This window comes from Staphylococcus sp. HMSC072B07 (assembly GCF_001815505.1).
In the GTDB taxonomy this organism is placed as follows: domain Bacteria; phylum Bacillota; class Bacilli; order Staphylococcales; family Staphylococcaceae; genus Staphylococcus; species Staphylococcus simulans.
On the sequence record NZ_KV820965.1, the window covers coordinates 90,843 to 111,947 of the forward strand.

18 protein-coding genes are annotated in these 21,105 nt (G+C 35.6%); 11 read left to right on the forward strand and 7 right to left on the reverse strand.

What is annotated here, in order from left to right; all coding sequences use genetic code 11:
• Nucleotides 1-229 precede the first annotated feature (229 nt).
• The 3 genes from cdaA to glmM are packed head-to-tail and all read left to right on the forward strand — an operon-like array spanning nt 230 to nt 3,352.
• The gene (gene cdaA, locus HMPREF3031_RS12515) at nt 230-1,036 is read left to right on the forward strand and encodes a diadenylate cyclase CdaA (RefSeq protein WP_002481840.1); all 807 of its coding nucleotides are present in this window, start codon (nt 230-232) and stop codon (nt 1,034-1,036) included.
• A 1-nt stretch (nt 1,037) separates the two neighbouring features.
• Nucleotides 1,038-1,970 carry a CdaR family protein gene (locus HMPREF3031_RS12520; protein WP_002481839.1) on the forward strand — a complete coding sequence of 311 codons (933 nt, stop codon included), beginning with the start codon at nt 1,038-1,040 and terminating at the stop codon, nt 1,968-1,970.
• 26 nt (nt 1,971-1,996) lie between these two features.
• A complete protein-coding gene (gene glmM, locus HMPREF3031_RS12525; protein WP_002481838.1) occupies nt 1,997-3,352 on the forward strand; it encodes a phosphoglucosamine mutase in 1,356 nt (451 codons plus the stop codon).
• A gap of 107 nt (nt 3,353-3,459) precedes the next feature.
• On the opposite strand, the gene HMPREF3031_RS12530 is transcribed toward glmM, so the two are convergent.
• From HMPREF3031_RS12530 to HMPREF3031_RS12545, 4 genes are read right to left on the reverse strand one after another with little or no spacing between them, the layout of a single operon-like run.
• Nucleotides 3,460-4,563, reverse strand: coding sequence for a mannitol-1-phosphate 5-dehydrogenase (locus tag HMPREF3031_RS12530; protein ID WP_002481837.1), 1,104 nt, complete (start codon nt 4,561-4,563; stop codon nt 3,460-3,462).
• Entirely contained in the window at nt 4,563-4,997 is a 435-nt protein-coding gene (locus HMPREF3031_RS12535; RefSeq protein ID WP_002481836.1) for a PTS mannitol transporter subunit IIA, read from the reverse strand. Before HMPREF3031_RS12535 ends, HMPREF3031_RS12530 begins: the two co-directional genes overlap by 1 nt.
• A 6-nt stretch (nt 4,998-5,003) precedes the next feature.
• Complete coding sequence (locus tag HMPREF3031_RS12540; protein ID WP_037556635.1) at nt 5,004-7,034, reverse strand: BglG family transcription antiterminator; 2,031 nt, start codon at nt 7,032-7,034, stop codon at nt 5,004-5,006.
• A gap of 37 nt (nt 7,035-7,071) precedes the next feature.
• Complete coding sequence (locus HMPREF3031_RS12545; protein ID WP_002481834.1) at nt 7,072-8,967, reverse strand: PTS mannitol transporter subunit IIBC; 1,896 nt, start codon at nt 8,965-8,967, stop codon at nt 7,072-7,074.
• 688 nt (nt 8,968-9,655) lie between these two features.
• On the opposite strand from HMPREF3031_RS12545, the gene glmS reads away from it, so the two are divergent.
• Together glmS and HMPREF3031_RS12555 are read left to right on the forward strand one after the other, a co-directional pair.
• Entirely contained in the window at nt 9,656-11,461 is a 1,806-nt protein-coding gene (gene glmS, locus HMPREF3031_RS12550) for a glutamine--fructose-6-phosphate transaminase (isomerizing) (protein ID WP_002481833.1), read from the forward strand.
• Nucleotides 11,462-11,583: 122 nt separating this feature from the next.
• Nucleotides 11,584-12,441 (forward strand): HAD family hydrolase, encoded by an 858-nt coding sequence (locus HMPREF3031_RS12555; RefSeq protein WP_002481832.1) that lies wholly within the window; start codon nt 11,584-11,586, stop codon nt 12,439-12,441.
• Nucleotides 12,442-12,496: 55 nt separating this feature from the next.
• On the opposite strand, the gene HMPREF3031_RS12560 is transcribed toward HMPREF3031_RS12555, so the two are convergent.
• A complete protein-coding gene (locus HMPREF3031_RS12560; RefSeq protein WP_002481831.1) occupies nt 12,497-13,600 on the reverse strand; it encodes a hypothetical protein in 1,104 nt (367 codons plus the stop codon).
• A gap of 129 nt (nt 13,601-13,729) precedes the next feature.
• Between HMPREF3031_RS12560 and HMPREF3031_RS12565 the strand changes: the two genes are divergently transcribed.
• Nucleotides 13,730-14,464 (forward strand): metallophosphoesterase family protein, encoded by a 735-nt coding sequence (locus HMPREF3031_RS12565; protein ID WP_002481830.1) that lies wholly within the window; start codon nt 13,730-13,732, stop codon nt 14,462-14,464.
• Between the two features lie 92 nt (nt 14,465-14,556).
• Here HMPREF3031_RS12565 and HMPREF3031_RS12570 read toward each other — a convergent pair whose 3' ends face one another.
• Both HMPREF3031_RS12570 and HMPREF3031_RS12575 read right to left on the reverse strand, forming a co-directional pair.
• Complete coding sequence (locus HMPREF3031_RS12570) at nt 14,557-15,501, reverse strand: cation diffusion facilitator family transporter (protein ID WP_037556633.1); 945 nt, start codon at nt 15,499-15,501, stop codon at nt 14,557-14,559.
• 12 nt (nt 15,502-15,513) lie between these two features.
• Nucleotides 15,514-15,819 carry an ArsR/SmtB family transcription factor gene (locus HMPREF3031_RS12575; RefSeq protein ID WP_002481828.1) on the reverse strand — a complete coding sequence of 102 codons (306 nt, stop codon included), beginning with the start codon at nt 15,817-15,819 and terminating at the stop codon, nt 15,514-15,516.
• Between the two features lie 170 nt (nt 15,820-15,989).
• Between HMPREF3031_RS12575 and HMPREF3031_RS12580 the strand changes: the two genes are divergently transcribed.
• The 5 genes from HMPREF3031_RS12580 to HMPREF3031_RS12600 all read left to right on the forward strand — a co-directional run bounded on the left by HMPREF3031_RS12580 (nt 15,990) and on the right by HMPREF3031_RS12600 (nt 20,616).
• Nucleotides 15,990-16,652, forward strand: a complete 663-nt coding sequence (locus tag HMPREF3031_RS12580; protein WP_002481827.1) for an SDR family oxidoreductase — start codon at nt 15,990-15,992, stop codon at nt 16,650-16,652.
• A 121-nt stretch (nt 16,653-16,773) separates the two neighbouring features.
• On the forward strand, nt 16,774-17,472 hold the full coding sequence (locus HMPREF3031_RS12585) for a FadR/GntR family transcriptional regulator (RefSeq protein WP_002481826.1): 699 nt from the start codon (nt 16,774-16,776) through the stop codon (nt 17,470-17,472).
• A 279-nt stretch (nt 17,473-17,751) separates the two neighbouring features.
• Nucleotides 17,752-18,486: a (Fe-S)-binding protein gene (locus HMPREF3031_RS12590; protein WP_023016321.1), complete on the forward strand. Its 735-nt coding sequence runs from the start codon at nt 17,752-17,754 to the stop codon at nt 18,484-18,486.
• Between the two features lies 1 nt (nt 18,487).
• Nucleotides 18,488-19,924: a LutB/LldF family L-lactate oxidation iron-sulfur protein gene (locus HMPREF3031_RS12595; RefSeq protein ID WP_023016320.1), complete on the forward strand. Its 1,437-nt coding sequence runs from the start codon at nt 18,488-18,490 to the stop codon at nt 19,922-19,924.
• On the forward strand, nt 19,924-20,616 hold the full coding sequence (locus tag HMPREF3031_RS12600; RefSeq protein ID WP_070725008.1) for a LutC/YkgG family protein: 693 nt from the start codon (nt 19,924-19,926) through the stop codon (nt 20,614-20,616). The genes HMPREF3031_RS12595 and HMPREF3031_RS12600 overlap by 1 nt, the downstream gene beginning before the upstream one ends.
• Nucleotides 20,617-21,105 lie beyond the last annotated feature (489 nt).

A 21,105-nucleotide genomic window follows, 5' to 3' on the forward strand; every position in this document is an offset into this window, starting at 1 on the left:
AGAGGGTCAGAGGTTCGAATCCTCTATGGCTCACTCTTGCACCCTTGTGATAAGGGTGCTTTTTTTATTGCATTTTTTCCTTTGCTATTTGAATTCAAGTATATAATTCAATTGTGTATGTATTTTTATTCTAAGCTAAAGGGGGATGTATGCTATAATTTATATGTATGAGCGCTGTAATAATCAATCATACAGCATTCATTGTAATTAGGTTACCGGAGGAGATGCTATGAATTTTGGCGGCATTTTTGAAAATTTCAATACGGTAAAGTTAATAACAAGTATTCTAGACTTGCTTATAGTCTGGTATGTGATTTATCTGTTAATCACAGTATTCAAAGGTACTAAAGCAATCCAACTACTCAAAGGTATCATTGTTATTGTAATTGGTCGTTGGGTCAGTGCTGCTTTAGACTTGACTACTACTGCAAGATTGTTTGATATGGTTATCCAATGGGGGTTCTTAGCTATCATTGTGATCTTCCAACCAGAAATCAGACGTGCACTTGAGCAGTTAGGTAGAGGTAACCTGTTTAAACGCTATGTTGCTAATTCATCAGCAGATCAAGAGAAATTGATTAAAGCAGTTGGCGGAGCAGTACAATACATGGCCAAACGAAGAATTGGTGCTTTAATTGTGTTTGAGAAAAAGACAGGTCTTCAAGATTACATTGAGACAGGTATACCAATGGATTCTGATATTTCACAAGAGCTTTTGACGAATGTCTTTATTCCTAATACACCGTTGCATGATGGTGCAATGATTATTCAAGGAACAAAGATTGCAAGTGCTGCTTGTTATTTACCACTTTCTGATAGTTCTAAGATTTCAAAGAGTTTAGGAACAAGACACCGTGCTGCAGTAGGTATCTCAGAAGTTTCTGATGCATTTACCGCAGTGGTATCTGAAGAAACTGGTTCTATTTCTGTGACGTTTGATGGAAAATTACGTAAAGACATCTCACTAGAAGTCTTTGAAGAATTATTAGCTGAACATTGGTTTGATACAAGACTTCCAAAGAAAGGCGTGAAGTAGAATGTTTGAGAGCAAATGGGGTTTAAGATTTGTAGCATTTGTCTTAGCATTAGCTTTCTTTTTAACAGTGAACAATGTCTTTGGAGATATCTTTGGAACATCTAAACTATCACAAACTTCAACACGCACAATTTCGAATGTACCTGTAGAAGCTACATATAACAGTAAAAATTTATACGCTTCAGGCATACCTGACAGCGTAGACGTTCAAATTAAAGGTACGCAATCCAAAGTGTTGAAAGCAGAACAATCAGATGACATTAAAGTCGAATTAGATCTAACTAAAACATCATTAGGTCGTCACAAAGTTGATTACGTTATTAAAGGTTTGGATAATGAAGTAGAGGGTACTGTTAATCCTAAACAAGCGACTGTTAATCTTGAGAAGAAAGTAACAAAGATGATGACAGTAACGCCTGATGTGAGTGAATCGTACATCAATTCTAACTATCAAATCAAAAATCAAACTGTGACACCAAAGAAAGTTAAAGTGATAGGTGGACAACATCAAGTAGATAGTATTGCTTACTTAAAAGCAACATTCAAAAATGATACAGATATCAACGACGATACAACAGATGTCGGTGAAATTGTAGCTTTTGATAAAAACTTGAAGAAACTTGATGTGATTACAAAACCAAGCACTGTTAATATTACTGTAGAGTTAGAACCTTACAGCAAGAAAGTAGATATTAAAAAGAAAGTTATCGGTAAATCAAATTCTAAGTTAAATGCTGATAATGTTAATTTGTCTAAACAACAAATTGAAATTTTTGGAAATAGAGATGAGTTAAGTGATATCCATAGTGTAACAGCAGTAGTTGATTTAGCAGACTTCGAAAATTCAGATGAAGCTGCTGTGAAGATGGAATTACCTAACAAAGTTAAAGATGCTGATGCGGGCGATATCAAAGCTACTATATCAGCGAAATAAATTAAGCATTAAAGGAGAATTTTGAAATGGGCAAATATTTTGGGACAGACGGAGTCAGAGGTGTAGCAAACGAAGAATTAACTCCAGAGCTGGCTTTTAAACTAGGTAGATACGGCGGTTATGTTTTAGCGCACAATGAAGACAAGAAGCATCCACAAGTCCTTGTAGGACGTGATACACGTGTTTCTGGGGAAATGTTGGAATTTGCGTTAATCGCAGGTTTAATTTCTATCGGTGCTGAAGTAATGCGATTAGGCGTTATTTCTACACCAGGTGTAGCATACTTAACAAAAGAAATGGATGCTGAATTAGGTGTTATGATTTCAGCTTCTCATAATCCAGTGGCAGATAACGGAATTAAATTCTTCGGCTCAGACGGCTTTAAATTATCTGATGATCAAGAACAAGAAATTGAAGCATTATTAGACGAAGAAAATCCTGACTTACCACGTCCAATCGGAAATGATATTGTTCAGTATTCGGACTACTTCGAAGGTACTCAAAAATACTTAAGCTATATAAAATCAACTGTCGATGTTAATTTTGAAGGTTTAAAAATTGCGTTAGATGGCGCAAATGGTTCAACATCACAACTTGCACCATTCTTATTCGGTGATTTAGAAGCTGATACAGAAGTTATTGGTTGCAGCCCAGACGGCTACAATATCAATGACGGTGTCGGATCAACGCATCCAGAAGCTTTAGCGCAAACAGTTGTGGAAACTGAAAGCGACTTTGGTTTAGCTTTTGATGGAGATGGAGACCGTTTAATTGCTGTTGATGAAAAAGGTAACATTGTTGATGGTGACCAAATCATGTTCATTATTGGTCAAGAAATGTCTAAAAACCAAGAATTGAACGACAACATGATTGTTTCTACTGTTATGAGTAACTTAGGTTTCTACAAAGCATTAGAAGCAGAAGGCATCAAATCTAATAAAACTAAAGTTGGCGACCGTTATGTAGTAGAAGAAATGCGTAGAGGTAATTACAACCTTGGTGGTGAACAATCAGGCCACATCGTAATGATGGACTACAATACTACAGGTGATGGTTTATTAACAGGTGTACAATTAGCAGCTGTTGTGAAATTAACAGGTAAACCATTAAGCGAACTTGCTGAACAAATGAAAAAATACCCACAATCATTAATTAACGTACGTGTAACAGATAAATATGCAGTGACTGATAATGCTGATGTTAAAGCAGAAATGGACCGCGTAGAAGCTGACATGAACGGTGAAGGACGCATTTTAGTACGTCCTTCAGGTACAGAGCCATTAGTACGTGTCATGGTAGAAGCTGCAACAGATGAAAAAGCTGAAAGCTATGCACAACAAATCGCAGATGTAGTTAAAGAAAAAATGGGTTTAAATGAATAATTAACTTTGAAGAACTGAGACTGGTAAGAAAGTCTCAGTTTTTTTGATTTGTGGTATAAAAATAGACTGAAGCTGTTTAAAATAGCTTCAGTCTAAATCTATATTTATTAAAGTTCTAGATAAACATCATTGATTTCTTCCGCAAGTGGTTCATTAATTTGTGCATATTCTTCTAAGAAATCCATTGCTCCATGCTTCTCAATGTATTCATCTTTCTTAACTGTCTCTTCATCATTTTTATCATGATATTTAAGCAAGTAAGCAGCTGCTTGAACTAAACCTTGATGTTCTAAGTCTTTATCATAAAGATAAGCAAGCGGCTTAATTATACGATCTTTAGGACCAATTTTACGTAAAGTACCTCTACCAACTCTTGTTACATCATCTGAAAGATATGGATTTTTGAAACGATTGATTATTTTTTCTACATAAGCTCGTTGTTCATCTTGAGAGAATCCAAATACTTCAGTAATATATTGGCTTGTTTCACTCAATACTTGACGTAGGCCTTCTTCAATATTACGGTCTTCTACAGCTTCTAGTACTGTTTGATAGCCATGATATTGACCGGCATAAGCTAAATAAGCGTGACCAGTATTAACTGTCATTAATTTACGTTCAATATATGGTGTTAAATCGTCAACATATTTAATGTGTTCTAACTCTTTACCATACCAAGCATCTTTTTCAACAACCCATTCAAAGAAAGGTTCAACTAACACATCTAAAATATTATCTTGTGTTTGTTTTGGAACAATACGATCCACTGCTGAATTAGCGAAATGAATTTCATCTGAAAGAGGACCTGTAATTGAAAGTACTGCAGATTTTAATGTATCTGTTGCCATAATTGCATTTTCACAGGCAACTACATTTACAGGTTTTGTTCTTTCTTGAAGTGCAGGTGCAATGGATTTTGCGATAATCGGTAACAGATTAACACCTACAGCTGTAGTAATAATATCCGCTTCTAATAAGGCATCATGTAATTTTTGTGGATTATCTTTTGAGTTAATTGCATCAACGCCATTAATTGTCGAAGTTGTTTTATCTTCGTCTGCAAGAATAACTTGGTATGCTTGGTCTTGATTTAATGCATCTACAATCTCAGCGTTAACATCTGAGAAAGTGACATCTACATTGTTTTCAGATAAGATTTGGCCGATAAATCCTCGACCAATATTACCTGCACCAAAATGTACTGCTTTCATTATGCATCAGCCTCCTCAAAGACAGCTTTAATTTCTTCAGCACTTTGTGCATTTAAAATACGTTCAACATTTTCTTCTTCGCTGAAAGTAATTGCGATTTTAGATAATAAATCTAAATGCTCGCCATCTTTACCGGCAATACCAACGATGACTTTAGCAGTTTCGTCTCCCCATTGAACACCGTCAGGTACTTGTAGTAATGTAAGTCCTGATTGCAATACTGCATTTTTTGCTTCTTCTGTACCATGAGGAATCGCTAAACCATTACCCATGTAAGTAGAAACAACTTCTTCTCTATCTTTCATCGCTTGAATATAAGAATCAGTTACAGCACCAGCGTCTATTAAAGCTTGTCCAGCTTTTTCAATAGCTTCTTCTTGGTTCTTGAAAGATTGATTTAAAAAGATATTTTCATTACTGAATAGTTCTGACATAAATAATCACTCCGTTAATAAAATTTGTTTTGTTTCTCTAATAAAAGACTTCTTCATCTCATCTATAATTTCGTTAGGATTTTGCATTAATTCATCAATTCGATGTAAATTACATGTAATTACTTCTGAAATGGCACTAACGATAGGTGAGGATGGGCTATCTTCTGGTAAAAACATGCTGATTAAATAATTGATGGTATGTTCTTGATTTTGTTCAACGATAGTTAATGGTTGTTTTAACCTTGTAATCATTACCATTGGCTTTACAATCAGCGCATGTTTAAGATGTGGTAGTCCTATAGGATAGGGAGCTAATGTAATGCTTCTATCCTCTGCATATGTTTTTAATACTTGTTTAAATTGTGATTTGCTTAGAATACTTTTATGTTTAGCTAATCGTTTCGCTAAATAATCTTGCCAATTTGTGATTGTTGCATCTTCAACATAAATATTTTCAATCACATCCAAATACCTTTGAATGGTCTCAATAATCTGATCCTGATTTAAAGATGAAATTTCGCTTGATGAACTAGAAGTCACTCTGTTTTCGTTTGCTTGTGTGTTCAAGTAGTTAGAAACATATTTGATATCTGCATCCGGTAATAATGGATTGACTTGAATATAATGTTCATTAATATCTAATGCTAAAGTAGAAATAATACCATCATAAGCATTGAGATTTAATTGTTTTAAATCACTTAATGATGCTTGCTTAGTTTGTGTAATTTCTGGAAAAGTTTGTTGTAAGCGTGTGGCTAGCACACGACTGGTACCTATACCAGAACTACATACAACTAACACATGATAATCTGGTAGACTATTAGCTTTTAGTGAACCCCCAAAATGCAAAACAACAAAAGCAATTTCACTATCTGGAAAGTAAAGCTCAGGCCAAATCTTCGATAAACTATTTGAGACACTGTTATAAAGTTTTGGATATTTATTTTTAATCATCTCTGTCAGAGGATTATGTGTTTCAATATTAGCGTTTAAACGGTTCATCGCAGGTATTAAATGTAATTTTAACCCCGCAACTAAATTCGATTTATTTACAAATGAATATTGAGAACTTTCTTCTACCAGGTGAATCAATTGTTGGATTTTGTAATTGTTATCTAACAGTTCTTCAGATTGATAGTCTTCGTGTTTTCTTTTAGCACCGCGTAAATGTATCGTAATAAAAGTGATTTCTGCTTTGTTGAAAGTTACGTCATAAATGTGTGATAGTTGTTTAGTTAATGAGGAAGCAATGTTATATTCCTCTGTATCTTTGACTGATTGATAAATCGTTTCGTCAATAGAAACATTTTCACCGTGTTTAATGCGGTCAATGCTCAATACAATATGAACAGTCAGCGTTAAATAACTCGCTTCTGTCAATGTATAGGGTAGAGCACTAAGGTAATCCATTAATACACGCTCAACTTGGAAAATATGATCAAGTTCTACCATTGAAAGTTGAGAAGTGTTTAATGATTGATATACAAAGTGATTTTCTATGACCGAGTAAACACTGGTGCTATTTAAATTTTCAACCATAAGATGACTCAACATCTCGCGTTTCTTTGCTTCTGAACCATTTAAGCTGACACCAGCACCTCGTCGTCGTTCTAATTCGAGTTGGTATTCTGATGCATCTTGTTCTAATTCATCGAGCAACTTTGTCAACGTAGTCTGAGCAACACCAATTTCATGTGCTAAACTATATTGCTTTATAGGTTCTCTACTTTGTATCAATGCATATAAAATAATGGTTTTTTGTTCAGCAGTTGTCAGGTCTAAAGCAGCAATGTTGCTAAGCTCTGTTTGGAGTTTAACAATTGCTGCTTGTGAACCTTCTAACTGGATACCTTTATTGGGAATTCTATCGATTTGTAAATTTAGTTCAGACAAATCTTGTTCTAAAATTTTAAGTTCACGGTGTATCGTACGTGATGAAACGGCGAGTTGTTGTGCAATATCATAAATAGTCATATATTGGCCGTGCGATTTAATGAGTAACTCTAAGATTGCTTTTTCTCTGTTGCTTAACAACATAGGCCTCACCTGCATTCCTTTTTAAAGAAGTTCTAATCTATTGTTGGTCTTCTTTAAGGTTATTAATCAATTCTTCATATTTAGGCGAGTTCAAGAAATTATCCACCGAAATATGAACAGCATTGGGTGCTTGTTTGATAGCACGGTCTGTCAATTTATTTTGCGTAATTACAAGTTGTGCATCACTTGGTAATTGGTTGATCGCTGTGTTAGTGACCTTGATATGATCAAGACCAGCTTTCTTGAACTTGTTACGTAACATGCTGGCACCCATAGCACTAGAACCCATACCTGCATCACATGCGAAAATAACATGATTAATATTGTCATAGTTATGAGCATCAACATCTTCAGTGTTGTATTGTTCAGTCAAGTCTTCTTGGCTGTTTGTTGCTGAAGCAGTTGTAGTTGAACCATTTTGGTCTTCTTTCAAGTTATTAATCAATTCTTCATATTTAGGCGAGTTCAAGAAGTTCTCTACTGAAATATGAATCGCATCAGGTACTTGCTTGATAGCGCGATCTGTTAATTTTTTCTGAGTAATAACAAGTTCTGCATCGCTTGGTAATTGATTAATCGCTGTGTTAGTCACTTCAATGTTTTCAAGACCAGCTTTCTTGAACTTGTTTCTTAACATGCTGGCACCCATAGCACTAGAACCCATGCCTGCGTCACAAGCAAAAATGACATGTTGAACATTATTGTAATTGTGTGCGTCGACATCTTCAGTGTTGTATTTGTCTAAAAGGGCATCACCATCAACTTGTGAAGTTGAAGCGGCTTGTGTCTGCTCATCAGATTTGCTTTCTGCATTACCACTTAATTTAGATGCAACACTTGATTTTTTACCTTTAGTAGCTTCCATTTTAGCTGTAGCGTCTGCAAGATCTTGTTTAGGGTCTTTCGTAAATTTCAAGATTAAAGCAGAAACCACGAATGAAACAAGTGCTGCTAAAAGTACACCAATAATCATGCTTAAGAATTCACCTTTAGGTGCGTTGATAATATAAACAATGATTGATCCTGGTGAAGCAGGTGTTTTAAATCCAAAGTCTAATAATGAATAAGTTGCTACACCTGTCATACCGCCTAAAATAACTGCTACGAATAAGAAAGGTCTCATCAATACGTATGGGAAGTAAATTTCATGAATCCCACCAAAGAATTGAATGATACCAGCACCATAAGATGTTGCTTTGGCAGTACCTTTACCAAAAATCATGTATGCGAGAAGGACACCAATACCTGGTCCAGGGTTAGATTCAATTGTATATAAAATAGATTGACCTACATGTGAAGCTTGGTCTGCACCAAGTGGTGTGAAGACACCATGGTTGATTGCGTTATTTAAGAACACAATTTTTGCTGGTTCAACAATAATGCTGACTAACGGCAATAAATGTGCATGTACTAATGCTTCTACACCAACAGATAAAAGATGCATAATTAACTTCATAATAGGTGCTAAAATCTTAAAACCGAAAATAGTCATGATGAAACCTAAAATACCAGCAGAGAAATTATTGAATAACATCTCGAATCCTTGTGGTGTTCTAGGTTGGATGAATTCATCTGTTTTCTTCATAAGCCAACCAACAAGCGGCCCCATAATCATTGCGCCGAGTAACATTGGTGTATCAGGCAGTGCAACAATAACCCCCATCGTTGCAGTAGCTGCGATAATACCACCGCGTAAATCATGAATCAGACGTCCACCGCTGAAAGCAATTAGTAATGGAATCAGATAAGTAATCATTGGTCCTGCTAATTCAGCTAAATCTTTGTTAGGTAACCAACCATTATCAATGAAGATCGCTGCAATAAAGCCCCACGCGATAAATGCACCGATATTTGGCATAATCATACTGCTCAGAAATGAGCCGAATGCTTGGACCTTACGTCCAATCCCTTTATTTTCCTGTGAATTTGACATTGTCATCCACCTCTCTTAATAACTTTGATATAGCTCAATTTTAAGACTGACATGGATGCGGTTACAATCTAATCTAAATGGTACTTTGTCACAGAGATAATGACATTTATAAAATAGCCTATATATAATAGTAGAAACATAATTTGAAATAGAAAAAATTGCGGTTAGCAAAAAACTTTAGAGTGTAAGCGGATACAGGTTGTGAAAATAGTTGCATTTATAAAATCACTCATTGTAAAATACTTATATTACGTGTAAAAGGGGGATAGACAGGTTAAACCATAATTATAGCGCCCGTACAATGACAAGCTGGAATTTGCGTAGATTTATATCTTAGAGCAGAAGATGTAATAGCAAGCATAGCTTTAAATTGTCGACGAGGAAGACAGTGATCGGATTATCGGCGGATGCTGTCTCGGATAAGGTCAGTCGTAAGTTTACAAGGTAAAACATTGAGGTGACTCGATGCACAAAGTTTGTAAACAGACCCAAGTTTATATTTTTAAACGGTACTCACACAAGGGGATTAGTACGTCTATTTTGTAGAGTTCAAGTGAGAAGAGACTCTATAAAGTGAATTTAGGCGGCATCAATTTATATTCGATACAAAAAAATTTAATATGAAACTGAAAGATTCCCCCGTGAAAAGGGTAACCGTTAGGAATGAAGAATACGGAGGAATTGAATTATGTGTGGAATTGTAGGATATATCGGATATGATAATGCGAAAGAAGTATTGTTAAAAGGCTTAGAGAAATTAGAGTACAGAGGTTATGACTCTGCAGGAATTGCACTTGTGAATGATGAAGGTACGACAGTATTTAAAGAAAAAGGTCGTATTGCAGATTTAAGAAATGTAGCTGACAACAGTGATGTAGATGGAACAGTAGGAATTGGTCATACACGTTGGGCGACACATGGTGTGCCGAACTATGAAAACTCTCATCCGCATCAATCAGCATCTAAACGCTTTACTTTAGTTCACAATGGTGTGATTGAAAACTATGAAGAGTTACGTGATCAGTACGTATCAGATGTGAATTTCTTATCTGAAACAGATACTGAAGTTATCGTACAATTAGTAGAACATTTCTCAAATGAAGGCTTATCTACTGAAGAAGCTTTCACTAAAGTCGTTAAATTACTACATGGTTCTTATGCCTTAGCATTATTAGACGAAGAAGACCACGATACAATCTACGTGGCGAAAAATAAATCACCATTATTAATCGGTGTTGGTGAAAAATTCAACGTTGTTGCATCAGATGCTTTAGCAATGTTGCAAGTAACAAATGAATATAAAGAAATTCACGATCATGAAATTGTTATTGTTAAACGCGATTCAGTTGAAATCAAAGATTTAGATGGCAATGTACAAGATCGTGAAACGTACACTGCTGAAATCGATGCGGCTGATGCTGAAAAAGGTGTTTATGATCATTACATGTTAAAAGAAATTCATGAACAACCTGCAGTTATGCGTCGTATTATTCAAGAATATCAAGATGACAACGGCGACTTGAAAATGGACAATGCGATTATCGATGAAGTCGCACAAGCTGACCGTATTTATATTATCGCAGCAGGTACAAGTTATCATGCAGGTTTAGTAGGTAAAGAATTTATCGAAAAATGGGCAGGTGTCCCAACAGAAGTACATGTCGCTTCTGAATTCGTATATAACACACCATTATTATCTAAAAAACCATTATTCATCTATATTTCACAATCAGGTGAAACAGCAGACAGCCGTGCTGTATTAGTTGAAATGAAAAAACGTGGTCATAAAGCATTAACAGTAACAAACGTACCTGGTTCAACACTTTCACGTGAAGCGGACCATACATTATTACTACATGCTGGACCAGAAATCGCTGTAGCTTCTACAAAAGCTTATACAGCACAAATTGCAGTACTTGCTATCTTGTCTCAAATTGTGGCTAAACGTCATGGCCAAGAAGAAACTGTAGACTTATTACAAGAACTTGCGAAAGTCGCAAATGCGATGGAAGCAATTGTAGACGATGCTGAATACATGGAACAAATTGCGAAAGATTTCTTAGCAACAACTCGTAATGCCTTCTTTATCGGTCGTACAATTGACTATAATGTCAGCTTAGAAGGCGCATTAAAATTAAAAGAAATTTCATATATTCAAGCAGAAGGATTTGCTGGCGGAGAATTAAAACACGGTACAATTGCTTTAATTGAAGATCAAACACCAGTGATTGCTTTAGCAACACAAGAGAATGTTAATCTATCAATTCGCGGTAACGTAAAAGAAGTTGCTGCACGTGGTGCGCATACTTGCATTATCTCAATGGATGGATTAAACAAAGCAGGAGACACTTATGTCATTCCTCAAGTAAATGAATTGTTAACACCACTTGTATCTGTGGTTCCATTACAATTGATTGCATACTATGCAGCATTACACCGTGATTTAGATGTGGATAAACCACGTAACTTAGCAAAATCAGTCACAGTAGAATAATTGATTATTAACGAAACTGTCATTCTCTTTGCAGAGTGGCAGTTTTTTTATTTGAAGAAAGTTGCGAAAACAGTCTGAAAATGCCATAATCAAGGCGATAACAACAACTTGGAGGAAAAGTAATGGATAATGTAAAAGCGATATTCTTAGATATGGATGGAACGATTTTACAAGAAAATAATAGAGTATCAGATAAAACAACAGAAACAATCAAACAATTACGTCAAAATGGATACAAAGTCTTTATTGCGACAGGACGTTCATTTGATGAAATTGAACATTTAACACCTGAAAACTTTGAAATTGATGGTGTTATCTCATCTAACGGTACAAGAGGAGACGCAGAGGGTGTCACTATTTTTGAACATAGTCTGACATATGAAGCAGTAACTGAAATTGTAGAAAGTGCTAAAGCACAACATATTTATTATGAAGTCTTTCCATTTAGCGGTAAGCGTATGATTTTAAAAGAAGACCGTGAATGGATTGAAGCAACTTGTGCAGGCGATACACCACCGAATAATGTAGGTATCAGTGAATGGAATTCTCGTAAGCATGCTTTAAATGGCAACGTGAACTGGGTAGATACATTACCGCAAATGCAATTTTCTAAAATTTATATGTTCACACCAGATTTAGAGAAAATCACGAAATTCAGAGAACATTTAATTGATGAACAGAAACAACTAGAAATCACAGTTTCCAACTCATCACGTTTTAATGCAGAAACAATGGCAGAAGGTATCGATAAAGGAACAGGTATTAAAGAAATGATTGAACACTTTAATATTCCTCAATCAGATACACTTGTAATTGGTGACAGTGATAACGACCGTTCTATGTTTGCTTTCGGTCATTATACAGTCGCAATGAAAAACGCACGCCCTGAAATTCAAGCACTGACAAAAGACGTCACTTCTTATACAAATGATGAAGATGGCGCAGCACGTTATTTAGAATCTAATCTTTTGAATCAATAAATAGAAAAAGCGTATGAAGGACTTGTTATAATTCCTTCATACGCTTTCTTATTGCTTATTTTTTAAATTCATCAGAACGTTCATCAATCTCTTTATTCTTTGATTGTAAGTGATCAAAAGTTGTATCTTGATAAACTTCTTTATCATTTTCTTTTGCAGTTTCTTTCGTTTCTGTTTCTTTAACAGGAGCTGTTGTTTCTTCTTGTTCTTTTTGTTCTGCTTTTGCTTGTTGTTTACGTTGTTGACGAGAAGGTGCACGGTGAGGTACAACCCCATCAGTCACTGTGCTGAAGAATGCGATAATCGCATTAACGTTTAAGTAATAAACGACAATTCGTACGATGATAATAATGACTAGTAAAACAACTGTTAAAACGCCTGCCACATTTTGTGAAATACTTTTTGTAGAGAATGCGACAAGTTGAGAAACAGGTGTTTCTAGAATAATAACAATTAAATCTAATACTACAAGTCCAAGTAATAGTTTGAACCATGAATGGTGACCATTTTTCATAGATTTAAATGCGTGTTTAACATCTTGGAATGCACCGGCCTGACGGTCTTTAAAGTATGCGACTGTATATGCAATCATGATGTATGTGAATGTCCAAATAAAGAATGATAATACAATCGCTAAAATAGTTAGCGCGATCAATTGAACAGCGATGTATACACCGACATGTTCCATAAAGTAACTTTGTCCGCTTCTCAACAACGCTCCGATACCTAAACTGAACAATTGAGTCAGTAAGTAACGAATCAGACTCAGTATCGCGATAAAGAGTAAAGTAAACAATGCTAATTTAACAGCTCTTAAATAGCTGCCTTTTTTAAATGCTTCTAAAGCATCAAGCAAGCTGACTTTTTCTTTATGGATACCTTTATAAATAATATTGATGGCACCTGCAGCCAGGTGATATCCAGCAAAAATAAAGAAAGCTAATGGTATGATAAGACTGATAATCACCGGTAATAAAATTTGCGGTGACATAGATTGATACATCATCGCCATAATAAACATCGAGATGCTCTGTGTTAACGGCTGTAATGTCAATCCAGTCAGTAATAGAAAGACAATAAATGTTAGAATACTAAAAAGAGCTATTTTAACATTTTGCGGTTTTGCGTTTTGTATTGCATGTTTATGAAATTTAAACAATGGCTTAGCACTCCTTTGATATGATATAAACACAATATCAAAAAAATGCTTGGTTTCAAATTAAAAAATCAAGATTATAAGCAAAATGTAATGTTTTGTTTCATTATAAACTTTAATGAGGGTGATAGTATGAAATTTGCAGTATTTACAGATGTCCACGGAAACATGGATGCATTGGCTACAGTCTTAAGAGACATTGATAGAAGAGGGGATATTGATCATATTTACAATTTAGGAGATATTATTGGAATCGGTCATAATACGAATGAAGTTTTAGGTATGGTCACTTCACGCGATGATATTACATCAATTGCAGGCAATCATGACGAAGCAATTATGTCAGTCATCAATCAAACACCATATCCAGAAGATTTAAAAGATAAGTTTTACGAACATCATCATTGGATTGCTGAACATTTAAACCCACAGTATTACGAGTATTTAAATCAATTACCGAGAACGTTTAACTTAGAAGTGGCCGGCCAAAAAGTATTAGGTATTCATTATGAAATTGAAAATATGATGTTAGAACAACCTATAGATAAAGTGCCGTTCAGTCCAATTGTTGAACCGACAGCATCGCATATGGCACATCTATTTAAAGATAAAGAAGCGGATTTGATTCTATTCGGCCATAATCATACGTTGCATCATTTTATTTATGAAGATGTTGCTTACTTTAATCCAGGTTCAGTAGGATTGAATCATGCACCTTATACAGTATATGGTATTGTGACTATTACACCTGAACAATTCAATATCGAACATGTCAGAGTAGCTTATGATAATACACGTTTCATTGATGGCTTCGAACAAAAAGATGTGCCAGGCCAACAATTGATATTTGATAAATTTATTCAATAGAGAACGCTTATTAACAAAAGACTAAAAAAACGACGTTTCAGTGATTGCTGAGACGTCGTTTTTAATATCATATAAATATTCATTTGAATGTTTTAAGGTGTCACGACATGTGAACATAATGTTTCGCGACTATGTTCATTTTGGTCAGACTCTAATTGAATCGTCATATGATGCACATTAAGTTCGTTTAATTGATGTTCAATACGTTTAAGCAATGCCTCGCACTCTTTGATAGATAATGTATCACTTACGACTGCATGACAACTGAATGCATTTAAATCATTAGAAATCGTCCAAATATGACAGTCATGCACATTTTGGATTTCTGTTTCAGCACGTACCGTTTCAACCACTTGATCAATATCGATATCTTTGGGTGTACCTTCCATCAAGATATTAAGTGAATCTTTGATTAAACCGTAACTGCTTTTAAGGAGTAATAAAGACACCAACATACTTGCAATAGGATCAGCGATAGTAAAATGGAAAGCCCAAATTAAGAATGCGGCAACAATCGCACCTAATGAACCAAGTAAATCACCTAAGACATGTAAGAATGCGCCGCGCATATTAATATTATGTTCCGTATCTCCGCCACGCAACAAAATCCAAGCCACTACAATGTTGACCACTAAACCAATGACACTGATGATAAACATTTCAGTAGAAAGGACTTCAGGAGGTGCTGCAAATCTTCGAATGGCTTCAATCATAATGCCGATACTGATAACGAGTAATAAAACACCATTAAATAAAGCAGCTAAGATTTCAAAACGTTTATAACCAAAGGTCATGTTCATGGTCGCATGACGTTCAGCATATTTAAATGCGAATAATGCTAAGCCAAGAGAAAAAGCATCACTAAGCATATGTACACCATCTGACAGCAAGGCTAAACTGTTCGCAAAAAATCCTCCGATTAATTCAACGACCATAAAGGATGCGATAATAATAAAAGAAAAAGCTAAAACACGTTTGTTGTCGGTATGCACATGATGATGGTGATGATGTGCATGTTCATGAGAATGATTCATAATAAAACTTCCTTTCTAATCAACCGGGTGCTCTGCATGATGGATGGCTTGTGAAAGCAGTGTAACTACGTGTTGATCATCAAGCATATAAATTTTAGATTGACCTTGTCGTTGATCTTTAACTAATTCAGCATGACGCAGTACCTTTAATTGATGCGATACATTTGATTGCGAAAGTTTGAGCGTATGGCTGATGTGACCTACACTGCAAGGTCCTTGTTCAAGTAAATGCATAATTCGGATACGGTTGGGTTCACTTAAGGCTTTGAAAATGTCCGTCACTTGTGCGAGTGTACGGCCGCTTAATTCTTGATGTGACATTACTTTCACTCCTCTTATTAATATATGAACATGTATTCATATATAATGTACATCGATTGTATGTATAAGTCAATATCAGAAAACAATGTCTGTTTTGGGTTAACAAATGAAGGGAACAGTCATACCATATAACTAATGAAAAGAGTTAAAACAGATAAGGAGTGAAGTCATTGAGTATTTTATTCTTAGGTGCCAATGGTGGTGTTGGCCATTATGCAGTAAAACAATTAAAAGAAGCAAACCAAGATGTAACAGCAGCTTATCGTAAAGAAGAACAAGTGAGTAAAGCAAAAGAAGAAGGTTATCAAGCAGAACTTGTAGATGTTGAAAATGATACGATTGATGATCTTACGGAGAAGTTTAAAGGCTTTGAACAAGTGGTCTTCTCTGTTGGTTCAGGTGGCAGTACTGGTGCAGATAAAACAATCATTGTTGATTTGGATGGTGCAGTTAAAGCTATTGAAGCAAGTAAACAAGCAGGCGTGAAACACTTTGTGATGGTTTCTACATTTGATTCTCGTCGTGAAGCGTTTGATAGTGTACCAGAACTAAAACCTTATACTATTGCGAAACATTATGCAGATAATCATTTACGTGATTCAGGTTTACATTATACGATTGTGCATCCTGGTGCTTTATTAGATGATCCAGGTACTGGCAAAGTAACGATTGTTGCTCAGTTAGAAGAAGCAGGCAGTGTGCCACGTGAAGACGTTGCATCTGTCATAGTAAATGTCTTGAGCGACAAAGCATATCAAGGTGGAGAATTCCAAGTCGTTAGTGGCGATGAAGCAATTGATACAGCGTTGACTCAATATTATCAAAACAAATAATCATGATTATAAAATTTGTTTAGGAAGGTCTTTGATGGCCTTCTTTTTTATATGTAATATAGTAAGTTTATGAAGGAATTTGTTATAATTAAGAAGATAAAACTATGGAGGTCAAAAGTCGATGAAAATTTCGAAAACAAAGATATATGAAAAAATTGCCGACATCTTGTTAGAACAAATTAAATCTGGTGAATATGCTGTCGGGGACAAATTGCCTTCCATTCAAGCGTTAGCAAAAGACTACGGTGTCAGTGTGGCATCTGTACGAGAAGCTTTTAATGCGTTACGTACAATCGGAGTCATTGAAATCAAACAAGGCTATGGGACGTTCGTGACTAAAAAAGAACCGGTGTTCTTTGATTTGAATGAATCAAGTTTGACGCGCAAACAAATTGAAGACTTATTAGAGTTACGAGAAGTTGTGGAACTTGCGACAGTACAAAAAGCTGCGACACACCGAACAGATGAAGATTTAGAAGCGTTATCTTCTGCATTGCAATTGATGCAGAAAGCAGTAGGTGATGGAACATCAGGTGAAGCGGCTGATTTAATGTTTCATTTAGCAATTGCCAGATCGGCACAAAATGAGATGTTATTTGATTTATTGAATAATATTTCTGATGTGATTCAAGAAACAATGAAAGAAACACGCAGAGTGTATTTATTTGATAAAGAGAAAGCATTACGCCGTTTATATGAAGAACATCAAAAGATATATCAAGCGATTGAACAACAAGATTCAGATAAAGCTGTTCAACAAATGAAATCACATTTAGCAGAAGTACGTGATACAATTCTAGAAAATATTCGCCAAAAATAAACATTAGGAACAAGTCTCATGAAATAGAGGCTTGTTTTTATTTTGCTTAAAAACTGTTCGCGAAATCAAAAAAGTTTGAACAAATTGTTAAACATCTGATGACTAGATGTTTAAATAGCGCTATAATGTACGAGTAATCGTTTCTATTCTTAATCTAAACAGTAATTGTTGTGGGGATGATTACTGCTGCTTTCATGATTAAGAATCTAGAAATCATTAAAAATTTAATAGGGCATATACGTTCACGTAACATGCGCGAGCGGGGAAAGGGTGTAAAATATGAAAGTCAGTTTATTCTCAACTTGTTTAGTTGAAGCTTTCCATACACGCATTGGTGTTGCGACAGTGGAATTGCTTGAAAGACTAGGCTGTGAAGTAGATTATCCGACAGCACAAGTATGCTGCGGACAACCAGCTTACAACTCAGGTTATTTTGATGATGCAAGACAATCAGCTAAACAAATGATTAAAGCATTTAAAGATTCAGATTATGTTGTCGCACCATCTGGTTCTTGTATTACTATGTTTAAACATTATCCAAGTTTATTTGAAAAGGATCCTGTAATGCATAAAGAAGCTATCGCATTGGCAGATAAATCTTATGAGCTTACTCAATTTATCGTTAATGTATTAGGTGTAACAGATGTTGGTGCATCATTAGAAGGTAAAGCAACAATTCATCCATCTTGTCATATCACACGTGTATTAGGCGTAGTGAATGAACCGAAAGAACTATTAAGTCATGTGAAAGGGTTAGAATTAGTAGAATTACCTCAGTATTATAACTGCTGCGGTTTCGGTGGTACATTCGCTGTAAAAATGGCTGATGTCTCTAGTGAAATGGTTGATGAAAAAGCACATTGCGTTGATGAAACAGGGGCTGATTACTTAATCGGTGCTGATGCCAGCTGTTTAATGAATATCGAAGGACGTTTAAAACGTATCAATAGTAAAGTAAAAGTACTTCATATTGCGGAAGTGTTGAATCATCAACTTGAAGGGGCGGTGCATTAAGATGGGTATGCGTATCGGAGAAAAAACATTCAAAGAAGCCTTCAAAGTTGAGAAACAAAATAAATTCATGCGTGGTGCGGTAAGTTCTGCACAAGATGGCTTAAGAGTTAAAAAATTAAAAGCACAAGAAGAACTTGGCAACTGGGAAGAATGGCGTCAACTTTCTGCAGAAATTCGTCAACATACATTAGAAAACTTAGATTATTATTTGAATCAGTTATCTGAAAATGTTGCGAAACTTGGTGGTCATGTATACTTCGCAGAAACAAAAGAAGAAGCTTCTAACTATATTGCTGAAGTAGTTAAAAAGAAAAATGCTAAAAAAATCGTGAAGTCAAAATCCATGGTTACTGAAGAAATCAATATGAATCATGTCCTACAAGATACAGGGGCTGAAGTTGTTGAAACTGACTTAGGTGAATATTTACTACAAATTGATGAAGAAGATCCACCATCACACATCGTTGCACCTGCATTGCATAAAAACCGCGGTCAAATTCGTCGTGTGTTACATGCGAAAGAAGGCTATGAAGGTACTGATGATCCGACAGAAATGGCACGCTTTGTACGTAAAATTATGCGTGAAAAATTCTTAGCTGCAGAAGTCGGTATTACAGGATGTAACTTTGCGGTTGCTGATAGTGGCAGCTTCTGCTTAGTTACCAATGAAGGTAATGCACGTATGTCTACAACTGTACCTAAAACACAAATCACAGTTATGGGTATGGAACGTATCGTACCATCATTTAAAGAAATGGAAGTATTAGTCGGTATGTTATCTCGTAGTGCAGTAGGTCAAAAATTACCAAGTTACGTCACTACATTAACAGGTCCTCGTGGTGAAGGTGAAATCGACGGACCAGAAGAATTCCATTTAGTTATCGTAGATAATGGACGTTCAACAATTTTAGGTACACAATTCCAAGAAATCTTACAATGTATCCGTTGTGGTGCATGTATGAACGTATGTCCAGTGTACCGTCATTCAGGCGGCCACAGTTATGGTTCTATTTATCCAGGACCAGTCGGTGCAGTTTTATCACCATTACTCGGCGGTTATGAAGAATATGGTCAATTACCATATGCATCATCACTATGTGCCGCATGTTCTGAAGCATGTCCAGTTAAAATTCCGCTTCACGACTTACTCTTAAAACACCGTCAAGTCGAAGCAGAAGAACTTAAAAAATCAGCATTAGGTGAACGTCTGGTTATGAAAGGTTTCGGTATCGGTACAACTAAACCGCATCTTTTCCAATATAGTATCAAAATGGCAGGACCAGCCCTCAAACCGTTTGCGAATAAAGACGGTTGGGTTGAAAAAGGTCCAAAACCATTACACGCTTGGACACAATCCAGAGATTTCCCAACACCTGAAAAAGAACGTTTCAATCACTGGATGAAAGAACATTTGAAACAGAAAGAGGGTAATCACTAATGACTGGTTCAGTTTCTAATAAAGACAAATTCCTAGCAAATATTCAAAACGCCTTAGAACGTAAAACACCAGAGAAAGTCATCAAACCTGAATGGTCAGTTCAACCACAATACAAAACTTTATCTGACTTATCACAAGATGAATTAGTCGACCACTTAGAACAAGAATGTAAAAACATTCATACTGCATTTGTGAAAACAACTACAGCACAATTGAATGAAACATTGAAAGAAACAATTGAACAGTTTGGCGGCAACCCAGTTGTACGTTTTGATGATCCACGCTTTGATCAATACCACATTGATTTAAGCGCATTTGAAACAACAGTGTGGGATGAAGCGCGTCCTGATGAAAGTAAAGCAGCAGCGCAAACTGCACAAGTGGGTATTACTTTCAGTGATTATTGTTTAAGTGAAAGCGGCACAATCGTGCTATTCTCAGGCAAAGGACGCGGTCGTGCAGTAAGTTTAATGCCTGAAACTTATATTGCGATTATTCCTAAATCGAATATTGTTCCAAGATTTACTCAAGCAGCAGACGGCTTATTCGATAAAAACCAAGAAGATGCACGTTTCCCATCATGTGTAAACTTCATTACTGGTCCATCTAACTCAGCTGATATCGAAATGAATTTAGTTGTGGGTGTACATGGTCCAGTGAAAGCGGCTTATATTGTTGTAGAAGATATCTAGAAACCATAAATTAATTATATAAAAATGCATAAATCCCCGAACCATACAATTAACAGTATGACTCGGGGATTTCTCTGTATTTAAAAAGACCTAAGCTTTTCCAGGGCTTAGGTCCTTATGCAAATTTTTTATCAGTGTGAGCTGCATCAGCAACCCGTTCGATATTAATCATTTTTATTACCTTATGTAGCATATGTTAAGGTATTATTAACATACTTCTATTATAAAGGGTAACAGACAGCTAGCACAAGCAATAATTAACAGAAAATGTAGATTTAATAGAGAAAATGATAAAAAATATCAAAAGTATAAAAAAGAATGTGAAAAAAACATACATTGATTGAAATTTTGATGATTAAGTTTTGTAAAAAAATTATGGATACTACCACCCTGAACAAAATATTGTTATAATATGCTAGATAACGCTAACATGAATGAATCCATCAAGAAATCAGAGATAAAGATATCGATACATAGTAAGGTACGGTT